This window comes from Embleya sp. NPDC025285 (assembly GCF_055558835.1).
The window spans coordinates 47745-64288 of sequence record NZ_JBVHLU010000053.1; the positions used below are offsets into that span (position 1 = coordinate 47745).

A 16544-nucleotide genomic window follows, 5' to 3' on the forward strand; every position below is an offset into this window, starting at 1 on the left:
CGCGATGGACCTCGATTTCACCCAGGAACAGGACATCCTCCGGGAGACCGTGCGCGGCCTGACGGCCCGTCACGCCGACCTCTCCGTCGTTCGCGAGTTGGAGAACGACCCGGTCGGCTACCCCAAGGACTTCTGGAAGAAGCTCGGCGAGTCCGGCCTGACCGGCCTGACGCTGCCCGAGAAGTGGGGCGGGTCGGAGATGACCACGCTCGACGCGGCCGTGGTCTACGAGGAGTTCGGGCGTTCGCTGGCGCCGACTCCGCACTTCGTCAGCTCGGTCCTGGTCGGCGGCGTGCTCGCCGCGGCCGGTTCCGACGAGCAGCGGCAGAAGTACCTGCCGGGCATCGCGGCCGGCACCACCATCGCGAGCGTCGCGTGGCTGGAGCCGGACCGCGGCTACGGCGGCAAGGGCGTGGCGCTGGCGGCCCGCGCGGACGGCGACGGCCACGTGTTGTCCGGTACGAAGCGGCACGTCGCGTACGCGTCGTCGGCCGACGTGCTGCTCGTGCTCGCCCGGACCGGCACCGCGGGCACCCCGGGCGACCCCGCCCAGGGCGTATCGCTGTTCCTGGTCGACCCGAAGGCGGCCGGGGTCACCCTGACCCAGCAGACCACGATCGCCTCGGACACCCAGTACCGGGTCGACCTGACGGACACGCGCGGCGAGTTGGTCGGCGCGGTCGGAGCCGGCTGGCCGGTCTGGTCGGACGTGCTGCACGACGGCCTGATCCTGCTCGCGGCCCAGGCCGTCGGCGGCGCCAAGCGCGCCCTGGAGATCACCGTCGAATACGCCAAGCACCGCAAGCAGTTCGACAAGCCGCTCGGCGCGTTCCAGGCCATCGCGCACAACCTGGCCGACGCCTCGACCGCCGTGGACGGCGCCGAGACCCTGGTCTGGGAGGCCGCCTGGTCCCGGGACAAGGGTCGCGACACCGCGCGCCTGGCCCCGATGGCCAAGCTCTTCGCCGCCCGCACCTACCGCGAGGTCACCGACCTGGCGGTACACGTACACGGCGGCATGGGCTTCACCCTGGAATGCGACGTACAGCTCTACTTCCGCCGGGCCAAGTCCCTCCAACTCAACTGGTGGGACGACCGCTACCTGGAAGACCTGATCGCGGCGGACGTCCTCGACAAGGGCTGACCCCGACACACGCCACACACCACGAAGGCGGCTCCGACTCCGGTCGGGTCCGCCTTCGTGGTGTGTGGGGTGTGAGTGGATCGAGGCAACCGTGGACCGGTCGGCTCCGGGGCGGGCGATCGCGCGTCCGCCCCGGAGGAGTCGTCGCCTTGGGCGACGGCTCGGCTTCCCGCCGCCAGTCACCCGAAAGTGGGGTTTCGGGGTATTCATCCGAGTGCGTGGGCTCATCGTCGTCACCCTGGCGCCATGGGCAACTCTCGGTTCGCGGCGCGGTGTCTGCTGGTGGCGTGCGGATGCCTGCCGGTCCTGGCCGCCGCCGGTGATGCGTTCGCCGACGAACGCATCACCGTGAACGTGCAGACCCGCCCCGACCCCGCCGCCACAGGCCGACCGTCCGGACCCGTGAGCCCACGTACGGAGGTGCACGCCGGCCGCGTACACGTCGTGTATCAACCCGGCGTGCTGACCGCCGTCCGGATCGGCGACGACGTCTCGGTGACCGTGCGTCCCGGATGCGGCTGCTCGGCCCGGCCCACCACGACACCCTCCGCCACCTCGTCGCACCGCCCGCCGGCGACCGAGCCGGCCCTACCGCCCACCCGCAAGCCGGCATCACCCGCGCCCCCGGCCACCACCGGGCAGGCACCCTCCGGGACCCGACCGCCGCCCGCCGCGCCCATGCGTCGCCCGTACGCCTCCTCCGCTGTGGACGCACTGCCCGAACCACCGGGCATCACCGCGCCCGTCGCCGAACCACCCTCCACCCGGCGGCCGTTGCGCACCACCACCGTGCCGCCCGAGGACGAGGCGTCACCCCCGGGATTCACCGACGGGATCACGCCGGTCCTGGTCGTGTCGATCATCCCCGCCGCGCTGGCGGCGCTGCTTCCGAGCCCGGCCCGACGAGGAGTACGGACGTGATCATCTGGATCCTCGGCGCCCTTCTCGGCGCCGGCATCGCCGCGACGGCCGTCATCCTGATGAGCCGCACCGAACGTGCCAAGGACAGCGGCTTCGACGGCCAGCTGCTGTCCTTCTGCGGCGGAGCCGTCCTGTCCTCCTTCGTCCTGCTGACCAGCTTCCAGATCGTCGGAGCATGGGAACTCCAGTCCACGGTCCGCCAACACGCGAGCGACGAGGCCCGCGTGCTGACCAAGACCTACGCGGCGGCCGGCCAACTTCCGCCGCAGGACCGGGACTTCGTGCGCACCGGGCTACGCGACTACACCCGCACGGTGATCGACAAGGAATGGTCGGCGATGGCCGACAAGCACGAAACCCCGCTCGCATGGCGCCAACTCGACCGGATCGCGGCCCGCGTCGGCACAGTCTCGGAGACGGCGCACGATCGGGCCGTCGACACCCAGGCGGCCGTGGCAGACCTGTACGTCAAGCGCCACGTTCGCCTCGCCGACCCGGCCTCCACCACACCGATCGTGCTACCGGTGGCCATGATCGTCGCCGGTATCTTCGCCATCGTCTTCCCGGCGCTCGTCGTCCCGACCGCAGACCGCCGCCACGTCATCGCCCTGGCCTTCGTGGGCACGATCGTCGCCTTCGGAATCCTGCTCGTCCTCCAACTGCGAAACCCCTACACCGACCCCCTCGCCGTACACCCGACCGCCTTCCGCGCAGCCCTCACCCGCTACACCCAACTGGGATGACGAGGGCGGCCCAACCGGTCCGCCCAACGCCCCCTTCCGCCCCCATGCACCTCTACCGGGAGTCGCCCAGCACCCGCTCGAACACCCGGCGGGTGGAGTCGTCCCGATCCGGGATCGCGAACACGACCCGTTCGAAGACCCCCGCGAACCCGCCGCGCAGGTGCCCCGCGAACGCCGCCGCGACCTCCGCCGGTTCGTTGCCGAACACGCCGCACCCCCACGCACCCAGCACGAGACGGGATTCACCGTGATGGGCCGCGACGGCGAGCACACCGCGTGCCCGGTTCGCCGGCACGCCCGCGGTCCTGCCGACCGCGCTGGGCCGATCCCGTTCGATCGCCCCCCGATTCGGCGCGGCCGACGTCAGAAAGGCCACCCGCAAGGGCACGGGCAACCACGACCCATCGTCCCGGCGAAACACCGGAACCCCCGGCGTATGCACGACCCGATCGCTGTAGAACGGGTCGCGATCGTTCCGGTGCGCCTCGTAGAACTCGGGACACCGGATCAACGCGTCGTACAGGCCACTCGACCGGGCCAGGCTCTCCTCCTGCGCCTGCGCCCCACGTTCGACTCCCCCACCCGGATTCCGCGCCGACGCGAAGTTCAGCGCCGCGACCGGTCCGCTCCCGCCCAGCCTTTCCACGGCCTCCAGCGTGGTCTCCCGCACCACCTCGATTCGGGTGTCCCCCGAGCCCCGGGGAAAGCCCAGGCCACGAAGCTCCTGGGGTCCGAAGAGCCGAATCCCCCGACCCATCTCATCGAGCCCGGCCGCTAGATCCACCCGACCCCCGCCATACGCGTACCAGCCCTGATCCAAGGCCGCCCGCGTCTCCCGCCACCTTTCCCGCAACGCCGCACGCACCACTTACCGAACCCCCACCCTTCGCCACCCCACGCCCTCGCCACCGCTCCGCTCCCGCCTACCCGACCGAACCGGGCACAGGATGTCGGGTCCGGCATACGCGAGGCTTCCTACCGTGGTCGGTGCAAGGGAAGGAGTCCACAGTGCTGGAGCGCCTGAATCAGGCCCTGGATCACATCGAGTCGCGGCTCGACCGGGAGATCGACGTCGCCGAGGCGGCACGCATCGCGACGACGTCGGAGTACCACTTCCGACGGATGTTCTCCGCGTTGGCCGGGATGCCGCTGTCGGAGTACATCCGGCGCCGCCGGCTCACGCTGGCGGGCGCCGAGGTGCTCTCCGGCGAGCGAACGCTGCTGGAGGTCGCGGTACGCCACGGCTACTCCTCGGGCGAGGCGTTCGCCCGGGCGTTCCGCGCGATGCACGGTGTGGGTCCCGGCGAGGCCCGCCGTACCGGTGCGGTGTTGAGCTCGCAGCAGCGGATGTCCTTCCGTCTCGTCATCGAGGGGAGCAGCAGCATGCGATACCGCATCGTCCACAAGGACGCGTTTCAGGTGGTCGGCAGGAAGGCCCGCGTCCCACTCGTCCATGTCGGGGTGAACCCGGCGATCGCCGAGTTCGTCCGAGGCATCGACCAGGAGACGACCCGGCGGATCAAGGATCTGTCCGACCAGGAGCCGGAAGGACTCGTCGCGGTCACCGACGACCTCGCGCCCGACCGCGCCGAGGGAACCGAACTCGACTACTACCACGGCGTGGTGACGCACGCTCAGGCGCCGGCCGACCTGGACGCCCTCGCCGTGCCGGCCGGGATGTGGGCGGTCTTCGAACACTCGGGCCAATTCCCGGAATCGCTCCAGTTCCTGTGGCGCGAAGTGTTCACCGATTGGTTCCCGTCCAACCCGTACCGGACCAGGCCGGGTCCGGAAATCCTCCGCGTCCGCCCCTCCTCCGACGGCACCCGTGCCGACGCGACCCTATGGATCCCCGTGGAGCCCGCCGCGGCCTGACCCGAGTTCCGTCGGTTGTGTCCGGATCAGAGTCCACGACTCGGCCCTTCATGACGACGCGTCAGACACCATAGCCGCCGTCCACATCCAGCTTCTGGCCGCTGATGAAGCCGGCCCGGTCGGAGGCCAGGAAGCAGACCGCCTCGGCGATGTCCCGGGCCGCGCCGAACCGCCGCAGCGGGATGTTGGCGCGCGCGACGTCCAACGCGCGCTCGTCGAGGTCGCCGCTGTCGATCAGCCGCGCCGCCATGCCGTCGGTGAGCATCCCGGGGCCGACACTGTTCGCGCGCACCCCGAACCGGCCCTCCTCGGCGGCGATGCCGCGCACGATCGCCTCGACCGCGCTCTTGGTGCACGACGACAGGCCGTCCCGGACCGGGAATCGGCTCGTGGCGGCGGTGGTGACCGCGACCAGGCTGCCATTGCCGGCGGCGCGCAGGTACGGCAGCGAGGGATGGACCAGGTTGAAGAACGCGGCGGCGTCGCCGTCGAGTTGCTCGCGATACTGCGCCGGCGTGACCCGACTCAGGTGCAACATCGGTACGTGTGGGCCGGCCGCGTACACCACCGTGTGCACGCCGCCGAACTCCGCCGCCGCCTCCGCCACGAAGCGCGCCACGGCGTCCGCGTCGGTGAGATCGACCTGCCACGCGCGGGCCCGTCGACCGTGCTCGACGCGGGCCTCCTCGGCGACGGCCTCGGTCCCTGCGGCGCCGTTGCGATAGGTGACGGCCAGGTCCGCCCCGCGCTCGGCGAACATCCGACAGATCGCCGCACCGATCCCGCCTCCGGCACCGACCACCACGACCGCGCCGGCCCGCTTCCCGAAGTCGCGCTCCATGACTGGCTCCCTGCTGCACGCGAATCTGACGACCTGTCAGGAATATCCCCAGTCCGGGAAACTGTCAATGGATCCCACCCCTGACCAGCCAAAACACCCGAACCGATGGACCGACGACACGCCAATTCCACAGCCTGCCCCGACCTCGACCCCGAATCCGGCCCCAGCACCGCCCCCAGCACTGGCACCGCCCCCGAACAGGAGTGACCCATACGGCGATTCCCCAGGTCACGGGGGTGCCGACGGCCGGAAACGCCACTGCCATACTGAACCGGCCTGCCCACCCCCTGCCACTTCTCGCGGAGGTCTCCCACCTTGGTACGTGTTCGCCCGCGTCGTCCGACGGGTCTGCTCGTGATCGCCCTGTTGTCGACGGCAACGGCATGCGGGGGACCGGCCGAGGAACTCGCGAGGGCTTCCTCCACGAACAAGTCGTCCACAACGCCCCCGGCCTCGTCCGCGCCTTCGAACACATCCCCAAGAGCACCCGGCGCCGCCTCCCCACTGACGACGGCCGAACTCAAGCGCGCGCTCCTCAAGAAGACCGACATGCCCGAGGGCTGGGAATCGATCGTCGACACCGACCGAGGTGGCGACGACTCGCAAACGGAATCGAACTCGGCCGACTGTGATCGACTGACGAGAATGGCCAATCCGATATCCGGTGCCTACCCCGTCCTGGCGGCGGCGTCGATCACGGCTCGGGATCCGGCACCCGGGGGCAAGGCGTACGCGCTTCTCGGCGCCGGCTTGACGTCCCTGTCGGTCGATGACGCCAAAAGGCTCATCCCCGTAACCCGAGAGCTGATTCCGCGATGTGGGGATCGGCGGTTGACGACGGACGAGCTCTCCGGGCAGTTCACGACCCGGGAAATCCGGTGGGACAAGCTCGGTGACGAAACCTTGGCCGCCGAATTCGTGACGCGAGTCGACAACGGACAGGCTTGGGTGCACTCGATCGTCCTGGTACGCGTCGGCAGCACCGTGATTCGGGTGGTGCGGGTCAATCTCAACGGTGCCACACCGCAACACCCCGACGAGGCGCTGGTCCGAAAGCAGGTCGAACAGGTCGTCTCGGCCATACGCGGAACCGGCTGACGCACCGGGCCCGGGCCCCGACGGTGGGCGGGCTCACATCCCGACCGGATCCGCCTTCGGCCGACGAACTCGAGAGCCACACCCTTCGGCTGAGTCGACCCGGCTTCCTGGGGGCGCCGGCCCCGGGGCAACGGGGCCGGATGGCGCGTACCGGCGCCCACCGGTCGACTCCGACCGCGCGACCACGACCGCACCGCGCGCTGCCACTCCTCCGAAATCCGGGCCAATGCGCCAAAACTGAAGTCCCCCGCCCCACCCGACACACAAGGCGACCCCACCCAACCAACCAACACCGCCCAGCCAACATCAGCCCGGCCGGCGCTTGAGGCCAACCCTGCCCGACCCGCGCATGAGGCCAACCAACCCCAAATCCCACCCCGCGCCCACCGGCTAGAGCATCCCCGCCAACGCCTCTTCGTTCTCCTCCGCCCCACCGAATTGCGTCGCATGCACCCACGCCCGCTTCAGATACAGGTGCACGTCCACCTCCCAGGTGAACCCCATCCCGCCATACACCTGCGTGGCGTCCTTCCCATTCCGCGTCGCCGCGTCGTCCCCCATCACCTTCGCCGTGAGTACCGCGACCTCCGGATCGCCCACCGCCGGATCATCCAGCGTCACGGCCGCCGCATACACCGCGGCCCGCGCGATCTCGGTCCGCACCAGCATGTCCGCGCACAGGTGCTTGACCGCCTGGAAGCTGCCGATCACCCGCCCGAACTGCTCCCGCTCCTTGGCATACTGCGTGGCCAACTCGGTGAGCCGCCCCGCGATCCCGAGCTGAAGCGCCGCCGTGAGCACCGCTCCGATTCGGCGCCACTGCTCAGCAACGAGAGCATCGGCCACCAACTCGCCCACCGGCAGCTCGTCCACCGAGGTCACCGGCGTGAACGGATCCACCGGATGCGCGACCCGCTCACCGCGCACATGCTTCGGGTCGACCAGCCGAATGCCCTCATCGGTGAGCACCAACAAACAGTCCAACGCGTCCAGATGCTCGACCAGCAAGGGCCACGAGTCGCCCTCGATCAAACCGACCACCGCATCCCCCGAGGCCGCGTCCGTCCCCAGGTCCCCGGGCAGCGAGGCCGCCAGATGCGTGGCCACCAACGGCCCGGGCAACAACACCCGACCCGCCTCCTCGTACACCAGCGCGGCCTCGGCCACCCCCAGCCCGACGCCGCCCGCCTCCTCCGCGATCCGCAGCGAGAAGAAGCCGGTCTCGGCAAGTTCCCGCCACAGCGCGCGGTCCACCATCCCGGGCACCGGCGCGGTGTCGACCAGCTTCCGCATGCGCTCCCGGTCGAACCGACCCTCGCAGAACTCCCGCACCCCGGACCGCAGATCGCGCTGGTCCTCACTCAGCTGGAAATCCATGTCCGATCACCGTTCCTTGCTCAGCCGAAAGTCCATGCCCGACCGTTCCGTGCCCAGCCGGAAATCCACCCCATTGCGCAGCCGGCAACCCACGCCCGGTCGCCCCTCCACGCTCGGCCGGAAATCCCCGTCCGGTCGCCCCTCGACGCCCAGCCGGCAACCCACGCCCGATCACCGTTCCTTCGGCAGGCCGAGGATGCGCTCGCCCACGATGTTGCGCTGAATCTGCGACGTACCCGCCGCGATCGTGTACGACAGCGACGACAGCCGCTCGTCCATCAGCGTGCCGCCGGGCAGCCCCGCGACGTCGTCCACGGCCAGGGCCGCCCGACCCAGCAGCCGATGCGCCAGGTCGTACACCTTCTGCTTCGTCTCGGAGAACCGCAGCTTGAACACCGAACCGCCGACCCCGGGCACGCCGGAGCGCTGCGCCTCGGACACGTTCCACTTGGTCAACGCCCACAGCGCTTCGAACTCCGCCGTCAGGTGCCCCAGTTCGCGCCGCAACGCGAGATCGTCCCAAGCACTTGCCTGACGTCGCGTCACCTTCTTGGCCAGTGCCGCGAGTTCGCGCAACAGGCGCTGGCAGGCCACCACTTCGCTGACGAACGCGGTACCGCGCTCGAACGACAGGGTGACCATGGTGACCCGCCAGCCGTCGTTCTCCTCGCCGACCCGGTTGGCCACCGGCACGCGTACGTCGTCGAAGAACACCTCGGCGAACTCCGACGTGCCCATCACCGTCTCCAGCGGACGGATGGTGATGCCCGGCGTGTCCATCGGCACGATCAGCCAGGTGATCCCCTTGTGCTTCGGCGCGTCCGGGTCGGTACGTACCAACATCTCGCAGTAGTCGGCCACTTCGGCGTGCGAGGTCCAGATCTTCGAGCCGTTGACGACGTAGTCGTCGCCGTCCCGGACGGCCCGGGTACGCAGCGACGCCAGGTCGCTGCCCGCGCCCGGTTCGGAGAAGCCCTGGCACCACACGTCGTCGCCGCGCAGGATCCCCGGGAGGTAGCGGCGACGCTGTTCCTCGGTGCCGGCCGCGTCGATGGTCGGGCCCGCGTGCAGCAGGCCGACGAAGTTGGCGCCCACGTACGGCGCGCCCGCCCGCTCGGTCTCCTCCAGGAAGATCAGGTGTTCGGTCGGCGTGGCACCCTTGCCGCCCGCCTCGACCGACCAGTGCAGACCCGCGTAGCCGGCCTCGAACAACAGCCGCTGCCAGGCGGTGTCATACGCCCGCCGCCCCGGCCAGTCGTTGCGATCGGGCTTGGCGGGCAGCAGCGGGATGGCCCGATCGAGCCACGCGCGCAGTTCCGCGCGAAATCTCTCCTCGGCCTCGGTATACCGGAGGTCCATCTCGACTCCCTGTCACGAACAGTCGGGCCGGCCCCAAGACCGGAAAACAAAAAAGCGAAGACCCCAGGCCCAGCCCAAGCCCCCGAGCCCAACCCCTGAGCCCCGAGCCCCTCGGCCCAAGCCCCCCGAGCCCGAACCCGAGCTCCCAACCCAAGCCCCCGAGGACGAGCTCCCAACCCAAGCCCCCGAACCCGAGCCCCTGAGCCCGAACCCCAAGTCCTCAGCCCAGGCCCCGAGCCCCAACCCCAAACTCACGCCCCATACACAGGCGTCGGCGTCGGCGCCTCGTCGATCAACTTCGCCACCACCGGCCCGAGCTCGGCCGGCTCCCAGCGCCGACCCGCGCTCGCCTCGGGACCGTGCTGCCAGCCGGTCGCGACCGAGACCTTGTCGCCCTCGACCTCGAACACCCGACCGGTCACCTCGCGCGACTGCGCCGAGCCGAGCCAGACCACCAGCGGTGAGATGTTCGCCGGGTCGTAGAAATCGAAGCTGCCGTCCTCGGGCTTGCGCACCATGTCCGGCATCGCTTCCTCGGTCATCCGGGTCCGCGCGGCGGGCGCGATCGCGTTGGCGGTCACCCCGTACCGGCCCATCTCCACCGCCGCGATCTGGGTCAGGCACGTGATGCCGGCCTTGGCCGCGGCGTAGTTGCCCTGCCCGACCGAGCCCATCAGGCCCGCGCCGGACGTGGTGTTGATCAGCCGCGCGTCGATCGTGTCGCCCGCCTTGGCCCGCGCACGCCAGTACGCGCCGGCGTGCCGCATCACCGCGAAGTGGCCCTTGAGGTGCACCCGTACCACCGCGTCGAACTCGTCCTCGCCGAGCGAAACCAGCATCCGGTCGCGCAGGAAGCCCGCGTTGTTGACCACGACGTCCAGCCGGCCGAACGCGTCGATGGCGGTCTGTACCAGGCGCTCCGCGCCCGCCCAGTCCGCGACGTCGTCCGCGTTGATCACCGCCTTGCCGCCCAGCGCCTCGATGTCGGCCACGACCTGCTGGGCCGGTCCGAGCGAACGGCCGTCGCCCTGGCGCGAGGCGCCGATGTCGTTGACCACCACGTGCGCGCCCTCACGGGCGAACGCCAGCGCGTGCTCGCGCCCGATGCCGCCGCCGGCACCGGTGACGATGACGACGCGTCCCTCGCAGATCCCACTCATTCCAGGCCCCTCCGGTGTACTGACGACGTGTGCCGACGCGAGTCGGAATACCTCGGAAGCGGCCCGCCGAGAATTCGACGAGCCGCCCCTTGCCGCTGAACCCAAAACCCGACCGAGCCCGACCGGGCCCGCCGAAAACCCGAGCCCGCCGAAAACCGACGAGATCCCGAGGAATCCCGGCGCGAACCCGACTCAGACCGCGGCCGCGGCCACCCGCCCCTTGTCGAAGTCGAGGTCGAGCATCCGGATCGCGTTGCCCCGGATGATCTTGTAGACCGTCTCCTCGCTCAGCCCGGCGAGGTGCTCCTCGGCGATCTTCTTGGTGTGCGGCCACGTGGAGTCGACGTGCGGATAGTCGGTCTCGAACGTGACGTTGTCCTCGCCGATCACGTCGAGCGAGTTCACCCCGTGCCGGTCCCGGAAGAAGCACGCGAACATGTTCCGCCGGAAGTAGTACGACGGCGCTTCGGGCAGCACCTCACCGGTGACGGCCCACGCGCGGTGCTCCAACCAGACGTCGTCCATCCGCTCCAGCGCGTACGGGATCCAGCCCATCTGACCCTCGGAGTAGGCCAGCTTGATCTTGGGGAACCGGGCCGGGATGCCCGCGAAGATGAAGTCGGCCATCGAGGCCATCGCGTTGTTGAAGCTCAGCGACGCCTGCACGGCCGCGGGCGCGTCCGGCGAGGCGGCGGGCATCGTCGAGGACGAGCCGATGTGCATGTTGATCGTCACGCCCAGGTCCGCGCAGACCTGGAAGAACGGGTCCCAGTAGCCGGTGTGGATGCTGGGCAGGCCCAGGAACGCCGGGATCTCGGAGAAGCACACGGCGGTGACACCGCGCGCCCGGTTGCGCTCGACCTCCTCGACCGCGAGCCGCACGTCCCACAGCGGGATGATGATCAGCGGGATCAGCCGACCCCCGGAGTCGCCGCACCACTCCTCGACCATCCAGTCGTTGTAGGCGCGCACGCACGCGAGCGCGACCTCCTTGTCCGCGGCCTCCGAGAAGGTCTGGCCGCAAAAACGCGGGAAGGTCGGGAAGCACAGCGAGGCTTCGACATGGTTGACGTCCATGTCCTTGAGCCGCTCGGCCGGGTCGTACAACCCGGGGCGCATCTCGGCGCGCGTGATGCCCTCCAGGGTCATCTCGTCACGACTGAAGCCGACGGCGGCGATGTTGCGCTTGTACGGGAAGCGCAGGTCCTCGTAGAACCACCAGTCGGCCGGCGGGCCGTCGGGGTCGGTGGTGATCTTGTAGCTCGCCCCGGTGTACTCCAGCGTGCCGATGCCGGTGGTGACCGGCTTGGGGCCACGCTCGTGGTACTTCTTCGGCAACCAGCGCTCGAACAGATGTGCCGGCTCGATGACATGGTCATCCACGCTGATGATCTTCGGCAGTTCACCGAAGGAGTTTCCGGACCGCGTGGCAGCCTGTCCGGGCTGGTTGGTGCTCATCGGCCCCTCCCGCTCACTGAAATCTGATGGACCGTCAGATTTAGCGTAATCTCTGAGCGGAGGGAACCACAAGCTGACTCAACGTCAGGAGAATCACGGATGGCCCTGCGCCTCGAAGAACTGATCGCCCCCGGGCACACCGCGTTGATCACCCAGGAATGCCAGAACGGAGTGATCGGCGCACACGCGGTATTCCCCGCGCTGACCGCCCACACCGGGGAGCTGATTCCGGCCGTCGACCGACTCGCGAAGGCCGCCCGCAGGGCCGAACTCCCGGTCGTGCACTGCCTCGCGGTCCGCCGGCCGGACGGTCTGGGCGCCAACACCAACGCCCGGATGTTCGGCGCCGCGGCCAAGGCACCGATCCTGTTGGAACCGGGTTCACCCGCCGCGGACGTGGCCGACGGAATCACCGTCGAGCCTTCCGACCTGGTGCTTTCCCGCTTTCACGGGCTCGGCCCGATGGCCGACACCGGATTGGCCGCGGTACTGCGGAACATGGGCGTACGCACGATCGTGGGCGTCGGCGTCTCGCTCAACGTCGGGATGCTCAACTTCGCGATGGACGCGGTCAACGCCGGATTCCAGTTCGTCATCCCGCGCGAGGCGGTGGCCGGATTTCCCCCCGAATACGCCGAGGCGGTGCTCGCGAACACCTTCAACGCGATCGCCACGATCACCACGGTGGACGCCGTACTGGCCGCCTGGAACTGAAACCTGATGCCCCGTCACCGTGTCGGTGACGGGGCATCAGGCGAAGCGCGGAACGCCTGATCCGAGAAACACCCGATTCGGGGAGCACCCGATCGAAGAGCGCCCGATCGAAGAATCGCTCCGGGCGGCTACGGCTGACCGGCCGTCAGCGATCGGGCGTCCAGGGCTTCTTGTCGTACTCCTCACGAAGCTTGAACTTCAACACCTTGCGCAGCGTCTCGTTCCGGGGCAGCGCGTCGACCAGTTCCAACTGCTCCGGGATCTTCTGCGTCATCAACCCGGCCTCGCGCAGGTATCCGACCATCTCGGCGAACTCCAGGTCGGCCTCACCCGGTTGCCGCTCGACCACGGCGCACACCCGCTCGCCGCGCTCGCGATCGACCAGGCCGATCACCGCCGCGTCGGCGACCTTCGGATGGGCGAAGAGCAGATCCTCGATCTCGCGGGCCGAGATGTTCTCACCCTTCCGGATGATCACGTCCTTGAGCCGACCGGTGAGCGAGAGGTGTCCGTCGGCCCGCAGCCTGCCCAGGTCGCCGGTACGGAAGAAACCGTCCTCGTCGAACGCGTCGGCGGTCAGCGCGGGGTCGGTGTACCCCTTGAACACCATCGGCCCGCGCAGCCGGACCTCGCCCTCCTCGCCGGTCTCCGCGACGCTCCCGTCGGCCCTGGCGATCCGCACCTGAATACCGGTGACAGGCTTGCCCTCGGTGTACGAACGCTGGTCCTCGGAGTCGTGCGGGCCGCCCTGGGCGATCATCGGGACCTCGGTCATCCCGTATCCGTGGCACAGGATCGCCCGCATCTCGTCGCGAACCTCGGCGACCAGCTCCGGCGGCTTGGGCGCGCCGCCGCCCGAGACGATCCGCAGCGTCGGGATGATCTTCTCGCCGGGCTGCTTGCGCTGTTCGTTCAGGAACGCGACGTAGAACGCGGTCGAGCCGCCGACCATGGTGACGCCGAGCCGCTTGTACACGGGCACCACGCCGGCCGGGTCGAAGTTCTCCACGATCACGGCCGGGAAGCCGGAGGCGAGCACCGTGACGATGTAGTCCGGGCCCGCGATGTGCGCGTACGGGAAGGCGATCGAGCCGACGTCGGACCGCGACATGTCGAGCGCGACGGCCAGGCCCTTGCCGCCCGCGAGCAGCGTGGAGTCGCTGTGCTGCACACCCTTCGGGTCGGAGGTGGTGCCGGAGGTGTAGTAGAGCCAGCGCACCTCGTCCCCGTCGGTCGGCGCGGCCGGCAGCCCGGCCGGGTCGCCCTCGGGCAGCTCGTCGTACGCCACCAACACGGTCGGCGGCTGCGCCATGTCCTTCGCGAGCGACTCGCCCATCGCCAGGAAGTCGAAGCCCTTCCAGCTACGCGGACACAGGAAGAACTCGGCGCCGGTCTGCCGCAGACAGAAGCCGACCTCCTTCTCCCGGTAGAACGGGATGATCGGGTTCTGCACCGCGCCCAGTCGAGCCAGCGCGAAGGAGACCACGATGGACTCGATCCGCGTGGTCAACTGCCAGGTCACGCGGGTACCGGCGGTGACACCGAGCGCGTGATAGCCCGCGGCCACGCGCTCCGCCCACGCCTTGAACTCACCGAAGGTGACCGTACGGTCCTCCGGGTCGAGCAACATGGGCACATCGGGAGTCGCCGCCGCGCGGCGCTCCACCAGCTCCCAGAGAGTGGTGGCGTCGTAGATCGGGTCAGACACGTGTCCTCCGCGCGGGAAGCCGGGGCCGGGGGTACGGTGCCCGGGCATGGCGGGGCCAGCGCCCGGGTGCTGACCTGACGGTACGTCAGAAGCTTTGCGGGAAGAAAGACTTCGCGTGGTCACGCGCATCACAACCGGATCGTTCGCAAGCTTGATCGAGTACTGGCCAACCGACCCGGGACTGCCTAACCTGGGGCGGTACCGCCTACCCCGGGGGCAAAATGTCACCCTTCCGCCGGGAGCGCCCGCCGGTGTGCCTGGGCCCGCTCGCGAGCCTCCCCGAGGACGTCCCGACCCGGGTCGCCACCAGCCCCCCGGTCGCGATCCTGCGCCACGGCGACACGGTCCACGTCTTCGAGGACCGCTGCCCCCACGCCGGCGCGATCCTCTCCAGAGGCACCCTGACCAACGAACACCTCACCTGCCCGGCCCACAAAGCCACCTTCGAACTGGCCACCGGCCGCTCCACCGGCCAACTCCCCTGCCGCCCCCTCCACACCTACACCTCCTGGCTCCAAGACGGCCTCCTCTACCACTCCCCCACTCCCCGCCCCACCCGCAAAGCCCAGAAATCCCCCTGCCCCAACCCCACTCCGCCCCTCGACTCCCCCTGACCCCCCGAGTCACGGCTCTCAAACCACAGGCCGGCGACGAGAAGGCAGCACCGCACGACGAACGTCGGCCTGCGACGGCGGGCAGGGAACGACGGGCGCTTGAACCCGAGCGGCCCCCGACCACTTGGCGGCCCCAAGCCCAAAAAGCCGCCTCACCCGAAAAACGCGAGGCCACTCAGTACCACCCACCCGGCCCACGCCCACAGCCCGAGCCACCCAATTCAGCCCGGCCGGCGCTTGAGGCCACCCCAACCCAACCGACGCCCCACCCAGCCCGGCCGGCGTTTGAAGCCGACAACCGCGCGCTCAGATCGCGGTCGGGTACGCGGAAAAGGCGCCGCAGCCCTTGGTCCAGGCTCCGGAGAGGTCCGCACCCGGTGGAAAGCGGCCGGCCAGTTCCAACGCGACCATGCCGTGGGCGAAGCCCCATACGGCGCGCGCGGCGTCGGCGTCGCCGCCCACGGCTCGCACCAGTGGCGCCGCCGCGCGAGCCTCCAGTCCCGCCGGCAACGCGCCGCGGTCCAGGGGCCGGTCACTCATCAGTCGATACAGATCCGGATGGGCCAGCGCGTACGCGCGGTACGCCCCCGCCAGCGCCGCGATCCGCCCCTCACCCCGAACCACGTCGGCCACCCCACCCGCACTCGCCGCTCCGGACGAGCCGCCCCCGGCCGCTGGGCCACCCGCCCCAGCGCCCACTCCACTGCCCGCCCCGACCCCACCGACCACACCATCGGCCCCCCGATCGCCCGGACCGTCCGCAGCCTCGACGGCCTCCAGTGCCTCCGCGAGTTCGGCCATGCCCTGGGCGATCAGTGCGTTCTCGACCGCTGACTTGTCCGGGAAGTGCTTGTACAACGACGGCGCCTTGATGCCGATCCGGTCCGCGATCCGCCGCATCGACACCGCATCCGGACCCTCCCCCTCCAGGAGTTCCCGCGCGGCGACCACGATCTCGCGAGCCCTGGCGCTGAGGGGCGATGACAACACGTCAGACATGCTTGCGGAATCCTTCCGGAGTGCGCAGTCCGTACCCGGCGGCACGGTCCATCGCGATGTGGGTGAGCCAGCCGAGGCCGGCGGTGAACAGCGGCGGCCAGACGACGGGCGTGACGGTGTACGCGACCAGCACGATCAGCGGGACCCAGACCCGGTGCAGCGCGTTGTAGAACGGCACCGCGCGCGGCTGGAGCCGACCGGGCTGGTGCGTACCGTCGCGCGCCGCGTCCGTGGCGCCGATGAACATGGTCAGGTCGGGCAGCACGAAGAAGAGCAGCGCCGCCGCCGAGGTGACGAAGCCGTACTTCACGCTCTCGAACACCGCGAAGGCGGCCAGGAACAACGTCGACGCGATCCACGCTCCGCGTCGGATCCGTCGGACCACGGCCGAGCCGCCGATTCCCGTGTGCGCAATGGTGCTCATGCCGCCGCCTCCGTTCGCCTGAGGCTAACAATGTTAGCCGCTCGCGTCCATCATCCGGCTAACACCGTTAGCCGTCAAGTCTCGACGGCATTCTCGTCCCCTCACGAAC

Annotated in this window: 16 protein-coding genes; 7 read left to right on the plus strand and 9 right to left on the minus strand. The window is 69.8% G+C overall.

Features of this window, described 5'->3' with window-relative positions; translation table 11 throughout:
* Positions 1–4: 4 nt before the first annotated feature.
* From ACZ4FV_RS30445 to ACZ4FV_RS30455, 3 genes are all read left to right on the plus strand, one after another.
* Positions 5–1144: an acyl-CoA dehydrogenase family protein gene (locus ACZ4FV_RS30445; RefSeq protein ID WP_465323781.1), complete on the plus strand. Its 1140-nt coding sequence runs from the start codon at positions 5–7 to the stop codon at positions 1142–1144.
* 246 nt (positions 1145–1390) lie between these two features.
* Positions 1391–2065, plus strand: a complete 675-nt coding sequence (locus ACZ4FV_RS30450) for a hypothetical protein (RefSeq protein WP_402234577.1) — start codon at positions 1391–1393, stop codon at positions 2063–2065.
* On the plus strand, positions 2062–2808 hold the full coding sequence (locus tag ACZ4FV_RS30455) for a bestrophin-like domain (RefSeq protein WP_395866939.1): 747 nt from the start codon (positions 2062–2064) through the stop codon (positions 2806–2808). Before ACZ4FV_RS30450 ends, ACZ4FV_RS30455 begins: the two co-directional genes overlap by 4 nt.
* Before the next feature lie 52 nt (positions 2809–2860).
* On the opposite strand, the gene ACZ4FV_RS30460 is transcribed toward ACZ4FV_RS30455, so the two are convergent.
* Positions 2861–3676, minus strand: a complete 816-nt coding sequence (locus tag ACZ4FV_RS30460) for a TIGR02452 family protein (RefSeq protein ID WP_465323782.1) — start codon at positions 3674–3676, stop codon at positions 2861–2863.
* A gap of 140 nt (positions 3677–3816) precedes the next feature.
* Between ACZ4FV_RS30460 and ACZ4FV_RS30465 the strand changes: the two genes are divergently transcribed.
* Positions 3817–4683 (plus strand): AraC family transcriptional regulator, encoded by an 867-nt coding sequence (locus ACZ4FV_RS30465; protein WP_395866935.1) that lies wholly within the window; start codon positions 3817–3819, stop codon positions 4681–4683.
* A 61-nt stretch (positions 4684–4744) separates the two neighbouring features.
* Here ACZ4FV_RS30465 and ACZ4FV_RS30470 read toward each other — a convergent pair whose 3' ends face one another.
* Positions 4745–5524, minus strand: coding sequence for an SDR family NAD(P)-dependent oxidoreductase (locus tag ACZ4FV_RS30470; RefSeq protein WP_395866933.1), 780 nt, complete (start codon positions 5522–5524; stop codon positions 4745–4747).
* Between the two features lie 831 nt (positions 5525–6355).
* Here ACZ4FV_RS30470 and ACZ4FV_RS30475 point away from each other — a divergent pair.
* Complete coding sequence (locus tag ACZ4FV_RS30475) at positions 6356–6622, plus strand: hypothetical protein (protein WP_395866931.1); 267 nt, start codon at positions 6356–6358, stop codon at positions 6620–6622.
* 390 nt (positions 6623–7012) lie between these two features.
* Here ACZ4FV_RS30475 and ACZ4FV_RS30480 read toward each other — a convergent pair whose 3' ends face one another.
* The 4 genes from ACZ4FV_RS30480 to ACZ4FV_RS30495 all read right to left on the minus strand — a co-directional run bounded on the left by ACZ4FV_RS30480 (position 7013) and on the right by ACZ4FV_RS30495 (position 11976).
* Positions 7013–7999 carry an acyl-CoA dehydrogenase family protein gene (locus tag ACZ4FV_RS30480; RefSeq protein WP_395866929.1) on the minus strand — a complete coding sequence of 329 codons (987 nt, stop codon included), beginning with the start codon at positions 7997–7999 and terminating at the stop codon, positions 7013–7015.
* Between the two features lie 171 nt (positions 8000–8170).
* Entirely contained in the window at positions 8171–9358 is a 1188-nt protein-coding gene (locus tag ACZ4FV_RS30485; protein WP_395866927.1) for an acyl-CoA dehydrogenase, read from the minus strand.
* A gap of 251 nt (positions 9359–9609) precedes the next feature.
* The gene (locus ACZ4FV_RS30490) at positions 9610–10518 is read right to left on the minus strand and encodes an SDR family oxidoreductase (protein ID WP_395866925.1); all 909 of its coding nucleotides are present in this window, start codon (positions 10516–10518) and stop codon (positions 9610–9612) included.
* Between the two features lie 192 nt (positions 10519–10710).
* Positions 10711–11976 (minus strand): amidohydrolase family protein, encoded by a 1266-nt coding sequence (locus ACZ4FV_RS30495; RefSeq protein ID WP_465323783.1) that lies wholly within the window; start codon positions 11974–11976, stop codon positions 10711–10713.
* Positions 11977–12075: 99 nt separating this feature from the next.
* On the opposite strand from ACZ4FV_RS30495, the gene ACZ4FV_RS30500 reads away from it, so the two are divergent.
* Positions 12076–12690: a cysteine hydrolase family protein gene (locus ACZ4FV_RS30500; protein WP_465323784.1), complete on the plus strand. Its 615-nt coding sequence runs from the start codon at positions 12076–12078 to the stop codon at positions 12688–12690.
* A gap of 145 nt (positions 12691–12835) precedes the next feature.
* Here ACZ4FV_RS30500 and ACZ4FV_RS30505 read toward each other — a convergent pair whose 3' ends face one another.
* Positions 12836–14398, minus strand: a complete 1563-nt coding sequence (locus ACZ4FV_RS30505; protein WP_395866921.1) for a class I adenylate-forming enzyme family protein — start codon at positions 14396–14398, stop codon at positions 12836–12838.
* A 221-nt stretch (positions 14399–14619) separates the two neighbouring features.
* Between ACZ4FV_RS30505 and ACZ4FV_RS30510 the strand changes: the two genes are divergently transcribed.
* Positions 14620–15012 (plus strand): Rieske (2Fe-2S) protein, encoded by a 393-nt coding sequence (locus ACZ4FV_RS30510; protein ID WP_465323785.1) that lies wholly within the window; start codon positions 14620–14622, stop codon positions 15010–15012.
* 306 nt (positions 15013–15318) lie between these two features.
* Here the strand turns inward: ACZ4FV_RS30510 and ACZ4FV_RS30515 are convergent, their stop codons facing one another.
* Positions 15319–16011 carry a TetR/AcrR family transcriptional regulator gene (locus tag ACZ4FV_RS30515; RefSeq protein WP_465323786.1) on the minus strand — a complete coding sequence of 231 codons (693 nt, stop codon included), beginning with the start codon at positions 16009–16011 and terminating at the stop codon, positions 15319–15321.
* Entirely contained in the window at positions 16004–16435 is a 432-nt protein-coding gene (locus tag ACZ4FV_RS30520) for a DUF4260 family protein (protein WP_402234565.1), read from the minus strand. The genes ACZ4FV_RS30515 and ACZ4FV_RS30520 overlap by 8 nt, the downstream gene beginning before the upstream one ends.
* Positions 16436–16544 lie beyond the last annotated feature (109 nt).